Here is a 16,310-nt window from a genome sequence, read left to right as displayed (position 1 = left end):
TGGGTGACAGTTCCGCCGACCCCGCCCAGATGCCCGCGGCGCCTGCCGATGCACCCCCGGCAAGGGTGACGCGACTGGTCGAGGAGGGTGTTCGGGTGGCACGGGCGAAGAACAATGGACGGCCGGTGCGCCCGAGCGGGCCCCTCACCTCCCAGCCCACAAAGGTAAGCCGAACAACCCCGTCGCCCCCATCGTCCACTGTTCGTAGCAAGAAGGACCGCACGACGCTCCTGGCCGCCTCGCTGGGACTCACCGCGATCGCCGGGGGCCTGTTCGCCACCGGGGCGCTCGATCCCGTCGTGCACGACGCCGTCGCGCTGGTCAAGGCCAAGGCTGCGGCGGACAAGGACGAGTCGGCCGAGCGCCTGAACGCGGGCAAGGTCGTGGACTGGATGTACTTCGAGGACGTACCGGAGTGGTCGCAGATCCGTAAGGTGCCCCAGGCGCCACGGGTCACCGAGCGACCGGAGGAACCGGCGCGCCCGGCCATCGCCCCGCCCGAGCACCCCCACCGCGTGCTGTTCTCCGGACCGCCGCCGATGCCGACGGTCAGCCTCCAGCCGCCCGACGCCTGCATGCAGCCGCACAACCCGGTGTCGATCGTGCGCAACTACGTGGTGACGGCAACCGGTGGCGGGGCGGTGTCGGTGCGCTGGTACGACATGGGCGACCCGGACACCCAGTGGTACGAGGTGGTGGCGGTGCCGGAGAACGTGATCCAGTTCGACTACAGCCGACCGGTGCCGCAGCCGCCCAAGAAGTTCACGAAGGTCGCCGCCGCGGACGGGTGCCAGCAGATGAACGCCCAGGTGACCGGCCTGCAACGCGGGGCGAAGTACACCTTCACGCTGATGGGGATCAACAAGTCGCCGCTGAACGGCCGGGTCTACTCGATCACCCGGCAGCGCAGTCAGGTCATCACCATCCGCTGAGGCCCGGTCTCCCCCATTCGTATGACACTGGCTGATGTCGGAAAAGCTGGGCGACAGGTGTCCCTAATCTGGGCGGCACCTTATGTCCCACATAGCCCGAAGGAAGCATCCGACCCATGCTCACCCTTTTCCGCCGCACCGGCATCGCCGCCGCCGTGGCCGCCTCCGCCCTCGCCCTCACCGTCGTCTCCCCGGCCTCTCCGGCCCAGGCGGCGAGCAAGGGGGTACGGATCATCACGGTGCAGTACGACAGCCCGGGGGCCGACCGGCGCTCGAACGAGAGCCTCAACGCCGAGTGGGTCCTGATCAAGAACACCGGCAAGAAGGCCCGCAAGATCGGCGGTTTCACGCTCTCCGACGAGACCGGCTACACCTACACGTTCAAGAAGCGCACGCTCAAGCCGGGCCAGACGATCCGGGTGCGCACCGGCAAGGGTGAGGACGCGAAGGCCAACAAGTACTGGGGCCGGGGCTGGTACGTCTGGAACAACGACGGGGACACGGCCTACCTGCTGAACGCCAAGGGCGGCACGGTGGACACGTGTGAGTGGGACGGCGGGGACACGCAGCAGAGCTGCTGAGGTCACTGTGGGCGGGATCGGCGTCATAGCCGGCGGCGGTCCCGCCCAGTCGCGCGACCTGGTTTTCGGCCTTCTTCAGTCGGTGTAACGGCGCGACCCCGAAGCCGCTGCCGCCAGTTCAGCCACCAGTAACGCCCCCGGCCCGACGGTCGAGCGAAGCACGACTGCGGCGCCCTCAGAAACGCCTTCCAAGTCAGCGTCTTTCCGAAGCAGGCTTCGGAGCCTGTTGTCGCCAAGCCGCACCAGTTCCTGCAGCTCAGACTTGACAGGCCCACCCACCCAGAGCGGCAGGTCGGGATCCGCAGACTGTTCCCGGCCGAGGCACAGCGCGGAGACGATGCCGTTGAGCCGTTCGGTCAGGGAAAACCTGGTCGGCTGAATCAGGGTGTCGGCGACCAGTTTTCGCCATGACCCGAGAAAGAAGACCGCCTTACGCACCCGCCGCAGAGCCTCACGGTCGTTGCCACTACCGGGTGGGGCACCGGCAGCTTCGTCGTAGACCTCCACCCGCACCGCATCGAGTGGCGACCCCATCAGAGGCAGTTCGCCGGTGAAGGCGCTGGCGCCATCTGCCTCGAACCTTTGTAATGCGGGCCTGTGCAGGACGCCGCACGACACTTCCCGACCATCATGGTCGACCAGACGCATACTCAGCAGCTCGTCGTCGAAGGATCGTTCTCCGGCCGGCCGGAAGGCTTGTACTCGAACGTGCACATGTCCATCACCAGCCGGAACAATCTGAATCTCCGGCGCATCCGGATCGCATCCGAGAGACAGGAGCCGAGCCGGGAACAACCGAGGGTCGAGCAGGTCACGGCCCGCGCCGGACACCGGATTCATGTCAGCACAGGCGCCCGGCTCGGCGCGACCTTCGCTCCAGGGCCACTCGGAGAACTCGTGCCAGGTCTTCTGCACAGCGGTGAGGGCCGAGTCGAGCTCGCTCAGACCGGTTCGCGGGTCACGCACCTCTTTCGCAAGAGCTCCGTAACCGACGATCAGCGGTCGGATTGCATTTTCCAGAACAGCCGGCGGTCTGGCTCCCCCCGACATAAGACGCTGCAAGTACCGGGTCACCCCCGGAGACGCCAGCCGGGCACGGCCAAGGGCCTGTTCGATCAGGCTCTTTCGATTGACGCTGTCGAGTGGCAGCGTCTCGGCAACAGCCATCTGGACAGTGGCTCGTTCCGCCTCGACCAGCAGCTGGTCCAATGAGAGCTGAAGCCAGCGATCGAACGACTCAACCGCTGCATAGCGCAGCCAGGCTTCGCGATCCCCGGTGGGATGCTCAGCGAACGGCGCGGTCAGATGGGTTGTTTCGTCATCATCTTCGGTCAGCCTGTCCATCACCCGGGGCAGTCCTCGGGCCACACCGTCACCAGCCAGTCCCCGTAAGACCGGCGCCGCCTCACTCACCGACGGCCTCTCGAACTGAAGGCTCTGCCACCGGTCCGGCGTCCAGGGCGTCCAGCTCAACTGAACGCTGGCCCCGATCATTACTCGATGAGCAAGATCAGGTACCTCTGCCTCCTGCTCCTGCGGTCTGATCACGAAGGTGGGCCGATCTGTCTCGCGCCCGCCGTCCGGCGACGTATTCACGGTGAAAGTCATCGCGGGCTCGCCTCCAGCACGTGGGCCGACGCTTCGAACTGCCGTCTCCGCGAGTTCAACTGAACTTAATCAATCCTCGTCGGAACAGACGATCGCACTTCCGAATGCTGCTGGCTAGGTTGTGTCTGTCGTCAAGACATCCGCTTGCACCTGCTGCGCGTACTGGTACGCGCAGAGCCGTCCCAGCCGCACCGGCGGCCGTCCGTCTTTCGGCAGGGACCGGGCCAAAGACTCCCCGGCCAGCTTCCTCAATGCCCGGGCTCGTACGCTCCATTCACCTCCCATACGATCCCATGTCTTCGATGCCACGTCGCCTCGTCGTGACTGTCCGAACTGGCGCAGCATTGTTGCCCGGTCGCAGAGGTCGTGCTTGTTCATCAAAGCCGGACGGTTGAAGTGCTGCGTCTGCTCGGGACCGTGCTTGCCGAGAAGGAACGGATCGAACTCGACCCAGGTATAGAACTCGATGCAGGCCAGGACAATCTCGCCGCGTCCTTTCTCGGCATCGACCACCAGTCTCCGCAAGAACTCCAACTCCTTCTGCTCGCGCTCCAGCAACCACCAGACGTTGCGGCCCAGCGCCACCGCCTTGGGCGGGCCGGGCAATTTGAGCAGGTGCAGGCGCCCAGGGCCGCCCACTGCCAGATCGTGCGCCTTGCCGAGCGCCCGGTCCGCCTCAATCAGGCGCCCCTGCGTCTGCAGGCACATGCTCTGAGCCACGAGGTGCGCGATCCGGAGGTTGAGCACGCCCAGGGCGGAAGCACCGGTCGCGGGAACACCTCCGGGCAGGAAGGCCAGCTCGAACCAGTCCCCCCGGGCCAGCCTTCGCACAGCTCTGATCAGGTCATCGATGCTCTGGTCCGATGCGGTCATGAGTGCTTCTCCTGACGCCCGCTCACCGAGGACACTGCGCTTCATCCGGGTCTCGGTGAGGCATCTACAGTGCTTCACGACCCGGCCCGCATTCCAGTCCCCGGCGGATCAGCGGCTTAGCTTGATCAGCAGTCCGACGAAGCTTCCGCCGAGAACGACGAGCAGGACCACGCAGGCCAGACCCGCCGTGGCGATCACGGTCGCAACGGCGGCGACGGCGAACAGGAGCCGGGCCGGTGCGGAGGCACGACCGATGTCTTCGACGGTGGCGGCCAGCGCGGCCAGGATCACGAAGCTCGCAGTGGCCAGCACCGTGACCAGGTCGGGGTGGCCGCCGAGGGTGAACACGGCGAGCAGGCCGTGTTCACCGAGCCGGTCTCCGACCGCCGTCATCCAGGCCACGGTCACCACGTTCAGGAGCAGTAGCGCCGGCAGCGACCGGCCGATCAGTCCGTCCGTTCGCGCTCGGGATCCTAAGGTCCGGCCCATCGTCACGACCTCCTCTGGTCAACGGTCTTTCGGGATCAGCGGGTCAGGTCCCCGTGGGTCGCACCCGCCATGACGCTGACAATCGCGATCCCAGCGACAACGACCAGGGAAAGCACAAGAGCCGACATCAGCAGCACACCGACGGCGGCGACCAGCCCGACGACCGTCAGAACGGCCAGGAGCACCGCGGTCAGCGCGCCGACCCGGGTCAGCCCCCCGGTGAACGGAGCAATACCGACCAGCACCGCGGCAACGATCAGGGAGATCACCCCGGCGGCCTGCGCATGCCCGTTCAAAGTGGTTACCTCGCAAAGTCGCCCGGCACAAGGCATCTTCTGCGCCTCGATGAGCAACAGAGTGGCCCCGGAGAGCAGGTCGATCCCGGCCACACCCCAGAGGAGCCGGGTCAGTCGGCGAGGCAACCCCACCGCGTCGAACGACCGGGAACTCGGGAGCAACGCCGGCTCGGCGGTCTCCGGCTCTGACGAGCCTTCCGATTCGACCGGGGGCCGCGTGGGCAGAGCCTCTTGTGCGGGTACGGAACGGGTCTTGCGGTGCTGGAGTGGGATCTTGACGGAAGTTCTTCTGAGCGTGTCCATGGCTTGAGCGTGCGGCGACGGGACAACGCGCAAACGCTCGAAGCGGGTTTACAAGGACGACTTGTCCTCTAGGTAAGTTGGCAGAGTCGGCGACTCGTCACCAGCACAGCAACACGGCCGGCGGACGCCGCCCGATGTAGACCTTGTCATCCCCGCCGGGGGCGACTTTGGCCAGTTCGAGAAGGACTCTTCGTCAAGCCCTCCCAGGCTCGAAAAATATTTCTGGGCAACAGACCTCATATCCGCAGTTAAACATTGCGGATTATCTTTGCTCGTGTGGGCGCTATCTCGGATCAACACTCGGCGAAGAGAAACCGCTGCCTCGGCGTTGCACTCTCCCAATCTCATCCTCGGGAAGACTTGACCCAAGCTTCTGTTGAAGGATCCGCGCGATGAGCGGATGCAGGGATTGTCCTCCTTTCCACTCCGAGGCTCCCCCTTTCTTCTGACGGCGGCCGGAGCCCATCGCCGGGTCTCTCCCTCGCCCTACCGAAGATGCCTGCCGAACAGGGCAAAGCCCTACCGAACTTGACCGGCCCGGACCGCGGTCGGCGCGAGCCACGCCTCCGGTTGCGCAGGTCGGCCGGAAAGTTCGGCAACACCTCCCGATGCCGACTTCCGCCTAACCGACAGAAAAGTTGCCCTACCCATACCCAACCCCGGGTTAACCTCGCCAAGGGCGTAGGTAAGACCTTAAACTCCGGTTGGCGAGCAAAGCACCATTCGGCCCGCTTTCGGCGCTGCTGACCTGGAGGGGGTTGGGCATGCCCGCAGCATCCGGCAACGCACGGCGTCTGGCGCACCGGCTGAAGGAGCTTCGGGAGAACCGCCCCGGACTCACCCAGACTTTGCTGGCTTCCGCCCTGGGCACCGACAAGCCGGTCGCATCCGCCACCCTGAGTTCCTGGGAGTCGGTCAACAATCCGAAGGCCCCGACCGCTGCCCGCCTCGAGGCCTACGCGCGCTTCTTCGCCACTACGGCTTCCTTCGACGGCCGCAAGGCACGCCTTCCCTCGGCCTCCGAGCTGAGGGCCGTCCCGGACGTCTGGACCGAGTACGAGCGCCTGCACGCAGAACTGGTCGAACTGCTGCAGGCCGACGAGCCGGAACCGGAAGAAGAGGGCCCCCGTCAGCGGATTCTGCTCGACTACGACGACGGTGACATTGTCATTGTCTGCCCCGACGCCCCCGCGGACGCCCGTGGCCCCCTGGCCGCCGACGACTCGCCGAACTACACCCTTCTCCATCAGTTCGCCGATACCGACGCTCTGATCGAGGTGTTCGGCCACATCCGGGCCCTGAACCCGAGCCGGAAGGTCTTCTACCGTACGTCCGACAGCGTCAGCCGCAGCGAGATCCAGAACCATCTGGTCCTGCTCGGGGGCATCGGCTGGAGCCGCACGACCCGGCGACTGCTGTCGATGCTCGATCTCCCGGTCGAGCAAATCGAGCATCCCGACCTCACCACCGGTGAGGTGTTCCGGCTGGCCAAGTCGGTCACGTCCGACGAGAAGGTGTTCTTCCCGGTCGCCGACGAGCAGACGAACGAGCTGATCGAGGACGTCGCTCTGATCGCCCGGGTCGCCAACCCGTTTAACAGCAACCGCACGCTGACCATCCTCAACGGCATACACAGCCGAGGCGTGCTGGGCGCCGCGCTGGCCGTCACCGACGAGACCATCCGCGCCGGCAATCAGGAGTACCTTGCGGAGCGGTTCCCCGAAGGCAACTTCGCCCTTCTTATGCGGGTACCGGTGATTCAGGGAAAAGTCATCGCGCCCGACTTCAAGAACGACCGGGCCAGGTTGTTCGCATGGTCCCAAGAAGAGAGTGAGCAGTGACGCCGGCCGAGGTGCAGCAGCGGCCGTCCCATGTGAAGCTGCTCGACCCCGGCCCCACCCACATCGACTTCGATTGGCCCGAAACGGCCTCAGCCCCGCTGAACGCGATCATCGTGCCGGCCTCTCGAGGGGCCCTTGCACTCCGCAGCGCCATCCGGCTCTCGGCCCACCTCGACGTCCAGCTCGTGGTGTTGTGCAGTCTCGGTACGCACGCTGACGAAGTAGTCGCCCTCGCCACCCGGTTCGCAGCCGGTCACGTGGTCGCCGTCGACATTCCGACCGGCTACCAGCATCCGCTCCTGCCGCGGCGAACCGGCGTTCAGCGTTTCCGCCTGGCCAGCGCAGGCCGTAGCAGCGATCTCAGTCTCAAGCGCAACGTGGGGCTTCTGCTGGCCCGGCTACGCGGTTGGAGCAAGGTCCTTTTCCTGGACGACGACATCGATCCGCTCTCGGACATGTCCGGCCTGGACCCGGCCGTCGTCGGGCGGATCGCCACGGAACTGGACACCCGGCAGGTGGCCGGTCTGGTCTGCAAGTCGTTCCCGGACAATTCCGTGGTCTGTCACGCCCGCCGTCTGGCCGGCCGGGCCCAGGACAACTTCGTCACCGGGGGCGCGCTCGGGGTCAACTGCTCGGACCAGCCGCTTCCGTTCTTCCCCGACATCTACAACGAGGACTGGTTCTTCTTCGCCCAGCAGGCGGCCAACCGGGAGCTCGGCGTCGTCGGCGAGGCGGGCCAGGCCCCCTACCACCCGTACGCGGACCCGCACCGGGCCCGCACCGAGGAGTTCGGGGACCTCCTGGCCGAAGGGCTCTACGCCCTGTTCGAGACCCAGGGCAGCGAACTCGCGTTCGTTGACCGGCTCGCTGCGGCCGATGCCCGGTACTGGAAGCAGTTCATCCGGGCTCGGCGTCAGGACCTGGACGAGACCGCTGTCCAACTCACCGATTGTGCCGACCCCGACCGGGACGCGGCTCTGATCTCCCTGCATGCCTCCGCCGACCAGCTGGCCCGTCTGCATCCAAGGCTGTGCGTCGACTTCATCAAGGCTTGGCGGAAAGATCTGCACTACTGGGCGCAACGTACGCAGCGCCTGGACGAAGAGCGCACCCTCACCGCTGCCCTGCAGCTTCTCGGACTACGGGCGACTCAGCCCGCGGTGTCTCAGACCAGGCACTTGCCCATGCGCCGCTCGACACGCCAGGTCGAGCCGACTTTGATCGGGCTGGTGTCTCCCTCGGGATCCCAGTCCTTGGTCGGCGTGAACTCGAGCGCCGCATAGACGTCCCGAGCGTGCTCATTCTCCTCGAACACCCACAGCAGCAGTTTCTGGATGTCCTGCTCGCGGGCGAGCTTCTCCACCTGTTCCATCAGCAGCCGCACCGCTCCTGAGCCACGACCACGAATGCCCCGGTCGACCCAGACCCCCTCTACGTAGCGGACCTCGCTGCTGGGATCGACGCCGACGTGATCGGGCGACTCGCCCCGAAGACAGGCGATGCCCACCGGCTTCCCGGTCTTGACCATCCGGACCTCGACCCAGGTCGATTCGGTCAGCAGCCGACGCCAGCGCTTCGGGCGGTACCTGCGTTCCTGCTGCAAACTGTGTGCAAACCCGTGTGGTGAGTCTTTCAGCGCGCGCAGCCGCAACTTCCGCAGATCCCGCCAGTCGCTCGGCCCCAGAATTCGCGGTTCCAAGGACGGCCGGGGCTCATCCTTCGTAGCGGCGCAGCCATAGAGCGAATGCTGCCGCTCACCTGTAGTCATCTCGCGCGCCGTCCCCAAGCTGCACTGTGCCTCTGCGGTGTCTGCATGGCTGCTGGCGCCAGATTACCCCCGGTCGTTGCGGGACGCTGACAGACACGTTTCTTCCGGAATCAAGGTGGCGGACATGCCCCGATCACCCACAATGACGAGTGAGGCACCCACGACGGTCCTCCACCTGCCCAGCACCCCGAAGGCGGACGCCAGATGACTGAGGCATTCCAGTTCCAGCCAAGCGCCCTTGCTCGCCGGTTGAGCGATCTGCGGGCAAGTCGGCCCGGGCTCACGCAAGAAGCTCTGGCCAGGGCTTTCACCACGGAACGCAAGGTATCGGCCCCGACCCTGAGTCACTGGGAGTCGGACCGCAAGACTCCGACCGCCGAACGACTTGACGCGTACGCCCGTTTGTTCGCCACTGACCGAGCTTTCATTGGCCCTGTCCTCAGGCCTCTGAGCCAGGCCGAACTGGCGGAAGATGCCGATGACCTTGATCGATATCGGACGCTGCACGACGAATTGCTCAATCTTCTGCAGGCCGGCGAAGACGATTCACCATTACAGCGAACCCTGCTGCAGTTCGACGAGGGCGACATTGTCATCGTCTGCCCCGAGGCCCCCGGCGAAGTCCAGGGAGCACTAGCCGACCCAGCCTCACCCAACTACGCCCGACTGCACCGGTACGCCGATCCGGACGCCCTGATCGAGACTTTCGGTCACCTGCGCGCCCTGAACCCGGACCGCAAGGTGTTCTACCGAGTCCCGGGCAACTTCGCTCGAGGAGACCTGCAGAACCACCTGATCCTCATCGGCGGTATTGGCTGGAGTAAGACCACCCGCCAGATCTACTCCAAGATCAATAATTTCCCGGTTTCCCAGATCGAGCACGAGGACGTGAAGACCGGGGCCGTGTTCCGGGTCAACGATCAGGACAAGATCTTCTTTCCCCAGTTCGACGAGGAGTCCGGAGAGGTCATCGAGGACGTCGCGATGATCGCCCGCGTACGCAACCCGTTCAATTCCAACCGGACCTTGACGATGCTCAACGGCATCCACAGCCGGGGGGTCTTGGCGGCCGCATTGGCCGTGACCGACGAGACCATCCGGGCCGGCAACGAGGAGTTCCTTGCGCAAAGGTTTCCTTCGGGCGACTTTTGCCTGCTCATGCGCGTAGACATCGTCGCCCGCTACCCTCTCGCCCCGGATTTCCGGAACGAGAGCGCGCGACTTTTCGAATGGTCTCCGGGCGACGTCGGATGAGCCTGCACGACTCCGGGCGGACGCTCAGAGCAGGCTCTTCATCAACCGGTTCTCCACGTCCCACCGCCGCCGCACACTGATCGGCTGGGCGATGCCGGTGTGCCGGTAGCCCAGCCGCCGGTACACCTCGGCCGCCACCGTGTTCGACTCCAGCACCCAGAGCACGAACACCCCGACCCCCTGGCGCAGGGCGTTCTCCTCCACCGAGGCCAGCAGGTGCTTCAGCACCCCGTAGCCGCGGTAGTCGGGGTGCACCCACACCGACTCGATGCAGCGGGTGCCGAACGGCGCGTCCGGCCCGCCGACCGGATCGGGCTCGTGCAGCATCCCGGCCAGGCCCACGATCTGCCCGTCGGCCCTGGCCACCGTCCAGGTGCCGGTGCGCAGGCGGCGGCGCCAGACCCGGCGGCGCACCAGCCGCTCGGAGGCGTAGTTGCCGCAGAAGGCATCGGGCGACGACCGCAGGGCCGCCAGCCGGGCCTCGCGCAAGGTCAGCCAGTCGGGCTCGTGCAACTGCACCACCTCGACCGTGCGCCCGGGCGCCCCGGGAGATGTGAAACCCTGCCTCGATCCGATGAACTCGACATCCTGAATCAGCACCGCCGCACCCCGTAAGACAGAAGCCAATGTCACGGAGCCGCGTTTCGCCGATGTTCCCGCCGCTCCGTACGCCTCAGCGCTCTCAAGATTTTCACGCGCCGGAGGGCCGCTGGCAACGGACGACCGGGCTGCGGTGCAGCGCTCATGCGCTTTCCGCAGCGCGCGAAAGCCGCCCAGTATCAAGTAACTTCAGTGCCATCAGGTGCATCCAGTGGTGCTCGCCGATGTTCAGCTGACGTCAGCTCAGGTGCGGAGAACCGCATCGAATCCATTCCTGGTCACCACCCGGCCGAAGTAGTACCGTTCCGCCTCGTCCCAGCGGGTGAACCAGGCGTCGTGCCAGTCGGCACCGTCCCGGGCCCGCAGCCGTTGTCGCCGAACGGTCAGGTCGGCCTCGACCAGCACCCGCAGGTCCACCAGGTCGGCCAGTTCCGGCCGAGCGCTGTAGGCCCCTTCCAGGATCACCACCCGCGCCGGTTCCAGGACCGTCGGATCCAGCCGCAACCGTCCGTCGAAGGCGTCCCAGTCGTAGCCGAACCATTCCGCGCGTTCCCCGGCCCGCAGCGTCCTCAGCACCGCCTGCTGGCGCGACCAGTCGATGACCTGGGCAACCTTCTCGGCCGGGGTGCGCTGGTCCCACTCTTCCTGGGCGCCGCCGGCGTAGAAGTCGTCGCCGTCGATGACCAGGCAGTCTTCGAGCAACTCGGCCACCACACCGGCGAGCGTCGACTTCCCGGCCCCCGAACGTCCATCGATCGCCACAACGAACGAACGTTCGCCGACCGACTCGAGCCGAGCTCTCACCAACCCCGCCAGCCTCTGCGCCTCTCCCGCCATCACCCCAGCGTGCAGCAATCTCAGCGCAGCGTGTTCAATTCGACGCGGCCCACCTCCACGCGCCACATTGCCGCCCATGACCAAAGTCCTGCTGATCACCCTGGGCGGCACGATCAGCTCATCCGGCGAGGGCGGGACGCCCGGTGTGATTCCCCGCAGCGGCGCCGACGAGCTGGCCGGGCAGCTCGCCCCCTACCTGCCCCACGTGCAGGTGATCCCGCACGAGCTGCGGCTGCTGCCCTCGCCCTCGCTGGGCTTCGCCGACCTGTTCGCCCTGCTGGAGCGCATTGCCGAGGCCCGCGACGTGGCCGGGATCGTGGTCTCGCAGGGCACCGACACGCTGGAGGAGACGGCCTTCTTCCTCGATGTGCTGGGAGCCGGTGAGCAGCGCCCGGTGGTGGTCACCGGAGCGATGCGCGACCGGGACACCCCCGGGGCCGACGGCGCGGCGAACCTGATCGCCGCGGTCAACGTCGCCTCGTCGCCGCTGGCCTCCGGAGTGTTGGTGGTGTTCGCCGACCGGATCTTCAGCGGGCGCACCGTGCGTAAGGACAGCGCGGTGCACGCCGACGCCTTCACCGCCTCGCCGTGGGGCGCGCTCGGTCTGGTTCGCGAGGGCGATGTGCACCTGCAGTTGTCGGCGGGCCGGGCGCCGACCCTCAAAGTGCCTTTGGACGTCGATGCCCCCCAAGTAGCTCTCATCAGTACGGGGGTGGACGACGATCTTCGGCTGCTGCCTGAACTGGCCAGATTCGGTTACGCCGGGGTCGTTCTGGAGGGGATGGGCGGCGGGCACGTGGCCGCGCGGGCGATTCCGGCGGTAGAGGCCTGCCCTCTGCCCGTGGTGCTGTGCAGCCGCGCCGGAGCCGGACCGACGCTGCGCCGTACCTATGGCTACCGCGGCGGTGAGATCGACCTGCTTGGCCGGGGCCTGATCTGGGGCGGGCACCTGACCGGGGTGAAGGCGCGCATCCTGCTCATCCTCTGTCTGATGCACGGCCTGAGCGGCGATGCTCTGCAGGAACGGTTCGAGCAGATAGCCAACAGCTGATCGAAGCGCTCACCCCTTTTCGCTCTGAACCAGATCCGAGGCCTCCCGAATCGGATGGATACAGCGGTACCGCACCTCCCCCGTCCTCAATTCTTCTACGGACAGCGCGGGAAGCTGAGCCGCGCACTCATCGGTGGCCCGCCAGCAGCGGGTGCGGAAGTTGCAGCCCGACGGGGGATTCGTGGCCGAGGGGACGCGTCCGGTCAACGGAATCGGGCGGGCGCCGGTGAGCAGGCGGGGAGTCGCAGAGAAGAGCGCGTGCGTGTAGGGGTGGCGGGCGACCTCTTCCACTGCTCCGGCCGGCGCCTCCTCGGCGATCCGGCCGAGGTACATGGTGATGATTCGGTCGGACATCCGGCGCACGGTCTGGATGTCGTGGGAGACGAAGACCATGGCCAGGCCCAGTTCGGACTGCAGGCGCATGAGCAGGTTCAGGATCTGCGCCCGCACCGACACGTCCAGCGCCGAGGTCGGCTCGTCGGCCACCAGAAGATCCGGTTCCAGCGCCAGCGCCCGCGCGATCGCCACGCGCTGCCGCTGACCGCCGGAGAGCTGTGCGGGCACGGCGTCGGCCACGGCTGCCGGTAGTCCGACCAGATCCATCAATTGACGGACGCGGGTGGCTCGGGTGGCGCGGTCACCGCGGCGGTGCACGACGAGCGGGTCGGCGATGATGCGCTGCACGCTGAGCCGGCGGTTCAGCGCGGTGGACGGATCCTGGAAGACGGTGCCGATGCGGGCTCCGAACGTCTTACGCCGGCCGGCGGCCGACATCGACCACAGCGACTGCCCCTGAAAGCTGACCTCGCCGCTGGTGGGTTTCTGCAGACCGACCAGGACCCGGGCCAGAGTTGTCTTGCCACAACCGGATTCACCCACCACACCGACCGTCTCGCCGGAGCGGATGGTGAGACTGGCCTCGGTGAGCGCGTACACCGCAGCACTGCCGAGGAGGCCGCGCCCACGGATCCGGTGAATCACCGAGACATCCTGCAGTTGCATCAGTTCGGTCATGACTGCGCCCCCACCGGGTAGTGACAGGCGACCAGATGATCGTCGTCGCCCTCGACCGGGGGCAGACGCAGCGGGCAGACGTCGTCGTGCGCCGCCGGGCAACGGTCGGCGAAGCGACAGCCCTGGTTGAAGTGCGCCGGGGCCGGCACCACACCCTTGATCTGGGCCAGTACCTGTTCCTGCTGCTCGATCGAGACCACGCTGGCCAGGAGGCCGCGGGTGTAGTGGTGCCGCGACGAGGCGATCAGCTCGGCGGTGCGCCCGGTCTCGGCCACCTGCCCGGCGTACATCACCACCACGCGATCGGTGAGCTCGGCGATCAGGGCCAGGTCGTGCGAGACCAGCACCAGCGCGAACCCGAGTTCCGCCTGCAGGGTGAGCAGCAGCTCCATCACCTGGGCCTGGACCGTGACGTCGAGGGCGGTGGTGGGCTCGTCGGCGATGATCAGCTTGGGGTCGCGGGCGAGGGCCAGGGCGATGAGCACCCGCTGGCGCTGCCCGCCGGACAGTTCGTGCGGGTACGAGCGCAGGGTGCGCCCGGGATCGAGACCGACCAGCTGCAGCAGTTCTTCCGGAGTGCGCCGGCCGCCGCGCCGGGTGACCTGCTTGAGCTGGCTCTTCACGGTCAGCGCGGGGTTCAGGGACGACAGCGCGTCCTGGTAGATCATCGCGATCTGACTGCCCATCAGCTGCCGGCGCTGCTTGGCCGACATGCCGAGCAGGTCGCGGCCCTCGAACTCGACCTCTCCGCCGAGCACCGCGCCGGGCGGCTGCAGACCCATCACGGCCAGCGCGGTGAGCGACTTGCCGCAACCGGACTCGCCGATCAGCCCGAGCACCTCACCGGCCCGCACCGAGAACGAGATGTCCTGCACCACTGCGTTTCCCCGATGACGCTGGGGAAAGCTGACCGAGAGGTGCCGCACGTCGAGCACCACCGGGGCCCCTTCGAGGTCACGGCGGCGCTCGTTCAGCCGGGCCCCGACCTCGCGCAACTGCGCCTCGGGAAGCACCGGCGGCTGGTTCTCCGAGGCGGCCCGGGCCAGTTCGCGCGCGGCCGCCTGCTGGGCCTGCGGTTTGGCCGAGGGCGCCGCCCAGGCGTCGGACACCCCTTCGGCCAGCACGTTCAGCGCCAGCACGGTGATCAGGATGAGCAGGCCCGGGAAGAAGGTGGCCCACCAGCCGCCGATCAGCACCAGGTCTTTTCCGTCGGCCAGCACCGAACCCCAGGACGGGTCGGGCGGCTGGATGCCCGCACCGATGAACGACAGCGAGCTCTCGAACACGATCGCATCGGCCACCAGGATCGTGCAGAACACCAGCACCGGCGCTGCGCAGTTCACCGCCACGTGCCGGGTGAGCGTGTAGAAACGCCTTGCCCCGATGGTCTTCTCGGCCGCCACGTAGTCTTCCGCGTACTGCGCCAGCACATTCGCTCGCACCACCCGCGTCACCTGCGGCACGTAGAGGAAGCCGATGGCCAGGATCAGCACCGGGATGTCCCGGCCGAACACCGCCACCAGCACGGCGGCGAGCGCGATCCCCGGAAAGGCCATGACCACGTCGAGCACCCGCATGACCAGCTCGTCGACCCGTTTGCCGGCGGTGGCCGTGAAGGCGCCCAGCACCGCCCCGCAGAGCAGGGCGAAGGCGGTGGCGAGCAGCCCGATGGCCAGCGACCAGCGGGTACCGTAGAGCAGCCGGGTGAACACGTCGCGGCCGTTGTCGTCGACCCCGAGCCAGTGCTCCGACGAGGGGCCGCCGGTGTCGGAGCTGATCGCGTTCGGCTCGTGCGGGGCGATCAGCGGGGCCAGCAGCGCGACCAGGGCCAGGGTGACGATCACCCCCAGGGCCAGGTAGGAAGCCCAGTTCAGGCGCTGGAAGCGGATGCCCGGCCGGGCAAGGTCGAGCAGTTTCGGCCTCATGACGCCGTCCGCAGGCGGGGATTGGCGATCAGGTAGAGCACGTCGACCACCAGATTGACCACCAGGAAACCGATCGCGATGGTCAGCACGAAGCCCTGGACCTTGGCGATGTCACCGTCGCCGACCGCCTGGATCATGTTCTGCCCCATGCCCGGCAGGGCGAACATGGTCTCGATCACCACCGCACCGCCGAGCATGTAGCCGATCCGCAGACCCAGCACGGTCAGCGGGTTCACCAGGGCGTTGCGCAGCACGTTGCGCCCGACCACGACCAGCGGAGGCAGCCCCAGACCCCGCGCGGTGCGCACGTAGTCCTTGTCCAGTTCCTCCACCACCGACGTGCGGATGATCCTCGTCATCTGCGCCGCTACCGGCAGGGCCAGCGAGAAGGCGGGCAGGGCCAGGGAATTGAGCCAGGGCCCGACGCCTTCCGACGGATTCACGTAGCCCCCGGTGGGAAAGATGCCGCGCCCCACCGCGAGCCACTGGATCAGCAGCAACGCCACCCAGAACGGCGGGGCGGCCACCCCGATCAGGCTGACCAGCCGGATCAGCTGGTCGGGCCAGCGGTCGCGGAACACCGCGGCGGTGACCCCGAGCAGGGTGGCCACGGTGAGCGCGATCGCAATGCCGAGCGCGGTGAGCTGCACGGTCAGCGGCAGCGCGGTGCGGATCGTGTCGAGCACCGGCTGCCGGGTGATCAGCGAGGTGCCAAAGTCGCCCTGGGCCAGGTCGGCCACGAACCGCACGTATCGCACCGGCAGGGGTCGTTCAGACCGTTCGCCTCACGGAACGCCTCGAGCTGGGCGGACGTGGCGCTGCCGCCCTCGAACGCGGCCAAGGCCGGATCGGTGGGGGCGAAGCGCATCACCACGAAGACGAACAGCACCACGCCGAGCACGAGCGGGACGAAGAGCAGCAGACGCCTCAGCAGCATC

General features: G+C 67.2%; 15 protein-coding genes and 1 pseudogene. 6 read left to right on the top strand and 10 right to left on the bottom strand.

Annotated features, from left to right (window positions below):
- Positions 1-95 precede the first annotated feature (95 nt).
- Positions 96-932 carry a hypothetical protein gene (locus tag QSK18_RS07485; RefSeq protein WP_232813841.1) on the top strand — a complete coding sequence of 279 codons (837 nt, stop codon included), beginning with the start codon at positions 96-98 and terminating at the stop codon, positions 930-932.
- Between the two features lie 116 nt (positions 933-1,048).
- The gene (locus QSK18_RS07480; RefSeq protein ID WP_232813842.1) at positions 1,049-1,513 is read left to right on the top strand and encodes a lamin tail domain-containing protein; all 465 of its coding nucleotides are present in this window, start codon (positions 1,049-1,051) and stop codon (positions 1,511-1,513) included.
- A 75-nt stretch (positions 1,514-1,588) separates the two neighbouring features.
- Here the strand turns inward: QSK18_RS07480 and QSK18_RS07475 are convergent, their stop codons facing one another.
- The 4 genes from QSK18_RS07475 to QSK18_RS07460 all read right to left on the bottom strand — a co-directional run bounded on the left by QSK18_RS07475 (position 1,589) and on the right by QSK18_RS07460 (position 4,872).
- On the bottom strand, positions 1,589-3,121 hold the full coding sequence (locus QSK18_RS07475) for a hypothetical protein (protein WP_285617441.1): 1,533 nt from the start codon (positions 3,119-3,121) through the stop codon (positions 1,589-1,591).
- A gap of 114 nt (positions 3,122-3,235) precedes the next feature.
- Entirely contained in the window at positions 3,236-3,994 is a 759-nt protein-coding gene (locus QSK18_RS07470; RefSeq protein ID WP_285617439.1) for a hypothetical protein, read from the bottom strand.
- A 108-nt stretch (positions 3,995-4,102) separates the two neighbouring features.
- A complete protein-coding gene (locus QSK18_RS07465; protein WP_285617437.1) occupies positions 4,103-4,387 on the bottom strand; it encodes a hypothetical protein in 285 nt (94 codons plus the stop codon).
- A 131-nt stretch (positions 4,388-4,518) separates the two neighbouring features.
- Positions 4,519-4,872, bottom strand: coding sequence for a hypothetical protein (locus tag QSK18_RS07460; protein WP_232813846.1), 354 nt, complete (start codon positions 4,870-4,872; stop codon positions 4,519-4,521).
- A gap of 974 nt (positions 4,873-5,846) precedes the next feature.
- On the opposite strand from QSK18_RS07460, the gene QSK18_RS07455 reads away from it, so the two are divergent.
- Positions 5,847-6,923 (top strand): helix-turn-helix domain-containing protein, encoded by a 1,077-nt coding sequence (locus tag QSK18_RS07455; RefSeq protein ID WP_232813847.1) that lies wholly within the window; start codon positions 5,847-5,849, stop codon positions 6,921-6,923.
- On the top strand, positions 6,920-8,206 hold the full coding sequence (locus tag QSK18_RS07450) for a hypothetical protein (RefSeq protein WP_232813848.1): 1,287 nt from the start codon (positions 6,920-6,922) through the stop codon (positions 8,204-8,206). Before QSK18_RS07455 ends, QSK18_RS07450 begins: the two co-directional genes overlap by 4 nt.
- On the opposite strand, the gene QSK18_RS07445 is transcribed toward QSK18_RS07450, so the two are convergent.
- Positions 8,089-8,691: a GNAT family N-acetyltransferase gene (locus tag QSK18_RS07445; RefSeq protein ID WP_232813849.1), complete on the bottom strand. Its 603-nt coding sequence runs from the start codon at positions 8,689-8,691 to the stop codon at positions 8,089-8,091. The two genes, QSK18_RS07450 and QSK18_RS07445, sit on opposite strands and share 118 nt — an antisense overlap.
- A gap of 204 nt (positions 8,692-8,895) precedes the next feature.
- On the opposite strand from QSK18_RS07445, the gene QSK18_RS07440 reads away from it, so the two are divergent.
- The gene (locus QSK18_RS07440; protein ID WP_232813850.1) at positions 8,896-9,945 is read left to right on the top strand and encodes a helix-turn-helix domain-containing protein; all 1,050 of its coding nucleotides are present in this window, start codon (positions 8,896-8,898) and stop codon (positions 9,943-9,945) included.
- A 24-nt stretch (positions 9,946-9,969) separates the two neighbouring features.
- On the opposite strand, the gene QSK18_RS07435 is transcribed toward QSK18_RS07440, so the two are convergent.
- Positions 9,970-10,545 (bottom strand): GNAT family N-acetyltransferase, encoded by a 576-nt coding sequence (locus QSK18_RS07435; RefSeq protein ID WP_285617430.1) that lies wholly within the window; start codon positions 10,543-10,545, stop codon positions 9,970-9,972.
- A gap of 243 nt (positions 10,546-10,788) precedes the next feature.
- Positions 10,789-11,349, bottom strand: a complete 561-nt coding sequence (locus tag QSK18_RS07430; protein WP_285617869.1) for a uridine kinase family protein — start codon at positions 11,347-11,349, stop codon at positions 10,789-10,791.
- 109 nt (positions 11,350-11,458) lie between these two features.
- On the opposite strand from QSK18_RS07430, the gene QSK18_RS07425 reads away from it, so the two are divergent.
- A complete protein-coding gene (locus QSK18_RS07425) occupies positions 11,459-12,433 on the top strand; it encodes an asparaginase (protein ID WP_232813853.1) in 975 nt (324 codons plus the stop codon).
- Positions 12,434-12,442: 9 nt separating this feature from the next.
- On the opposite strand, the gene QSK18_RS07420 is transcribed toward QSK18_RS07425, so the two are convergent.
- The 3 genes and pseudogenes from QSK18_RS07420 to QSK18_RS07410 form a co-directional block, all read right to left on the bottom strand.
- The gene (locus QSK18_RS07420; RefSeq protein WP_232813854.1) at positions 12,443-13,447 is read right to left on the bottom strand and encodes an oligopeptide/dipeptide ABC transporter ATP-binding protein; all 1,005 of its coding nucleotides are present in this window, start codon (positions 13,445-13,447) and stop codon (positions 12,443-12,445) included.
- Positions 13,444-15,372, bottom strand: coding sequence for a dipeptide/oligopeptide/nickel ABC transporter permease/ATP-binding protein (locus QSK18_RS07415; RefSeq protein ID WP_285617428.1), 1,929 nt, complete (start codon positions 15,370-15,372; stop codon positions 13,444-13,446). Before QSK18_RS07415 ends, QSK18_RS07420 begins: the two co-directional genes overlap by 4 nt.
- Positions 15,369-16,309, bottom strand: a pseudogene (locus QSK18_RS07410) (ABC transporter permease). Before QSK18_RS07410 ends, QSK18_RS07415 begins: the two are co-directional and overlap by 4 nt.
- Position 16,310 lies beyond the last annotated feature (1 nt).

The organism is Kineosporia sp. NBRC 101677 (assembly GCF_030269265.1).
GTDB classification, from domain to species: Bacteria; Actinomycetota; Actinomycetes; order Actinomycetales; family Kineosporiaceae; genus Kineosporia; species Kineosporia rhizophila.
This window is presented reverse-complemented; position numbering and strand designations above follow the sequence as displayed.

What these genes read in the sequence shown, in the direction of transcription:
- QSK18_RS07480 (WP_232813842.1), top strand. Translation starts at nt 1,049, where the DNA reads ATGCTCACCCTTTTCCGCCGCACCGGCATCGCCGCCGCCGTGGCCGCC.
- QSK18_RS07475 (WP_285617441.1), bottom strand. Translation starts at nt 3,121, where the DNA reads ATGACTTTCACCGTGAATACGTCGCCGGACGGCGGGCGCGAGACAGAT.
- QSK18_RS07470 (WP_285617439.1), bottom strand. Translation starts at nt 3,994, where the DNA reads ATGACCGCATCGGACCAGAGCATCGATGACCTGATCAGAGCTGTGCGA.
- QSK18_RS07465 (WP_285617437.1), bottom strand. Translation starts at nt 4,387, where the DNA reads ATGACGGCGGTCGGAGACCGGCTCGGTGAACACGGCCTGCTCGCCGTG.
- QSK18_RS07455 (WP_232813847.1), top strand. Translation starts at nt 5,847, where the DNA reads ATGCCCGCAGCATCCGGCAACGCACGGCGTCTGGCGCACCGGCTGAAG.
- QSK18_RS07445 (WP_232813849.1), bottom strand. Translation starts at nt 8,691, where the DNA reads ATGACTACAGGTGAGCGGCAGCATTCGCTCTATGGCTGCGCCGCTACG.
- QSK18_RS07440 (WP_232813850.1), top strand. Translation starts at nt 8,896, where the DNA reads ATGACTGAGGCATTCCAGTTCCAGCCAAGCGCCCTTGCTCGCCGGTTG.
- QSK18_RS07425 (WP_232813853.1), top strand. Translation starts at nt 11,459, where the DNA reads ATGACCAAAGTCCTGCTGATCACCCTGGGCGGCACGATCAGCTCATCC.
- QSK18_RS07420 (WP_232813854.1), bottom strand. Translation starts at nt 13,447, where the DNA reads ATGACCGAACTGATGCAACTGCAGGATGTCTCGGTGATTCACCGGATC.
- QSK18_RS07415 (WP_285617428.1), bottom strand. Translation starts at nt 15,372, where the DNA reads ATGAGGCCGAAACTGCTCGACCTTGCCCGGCCGGGCATCCGCTTCCAG.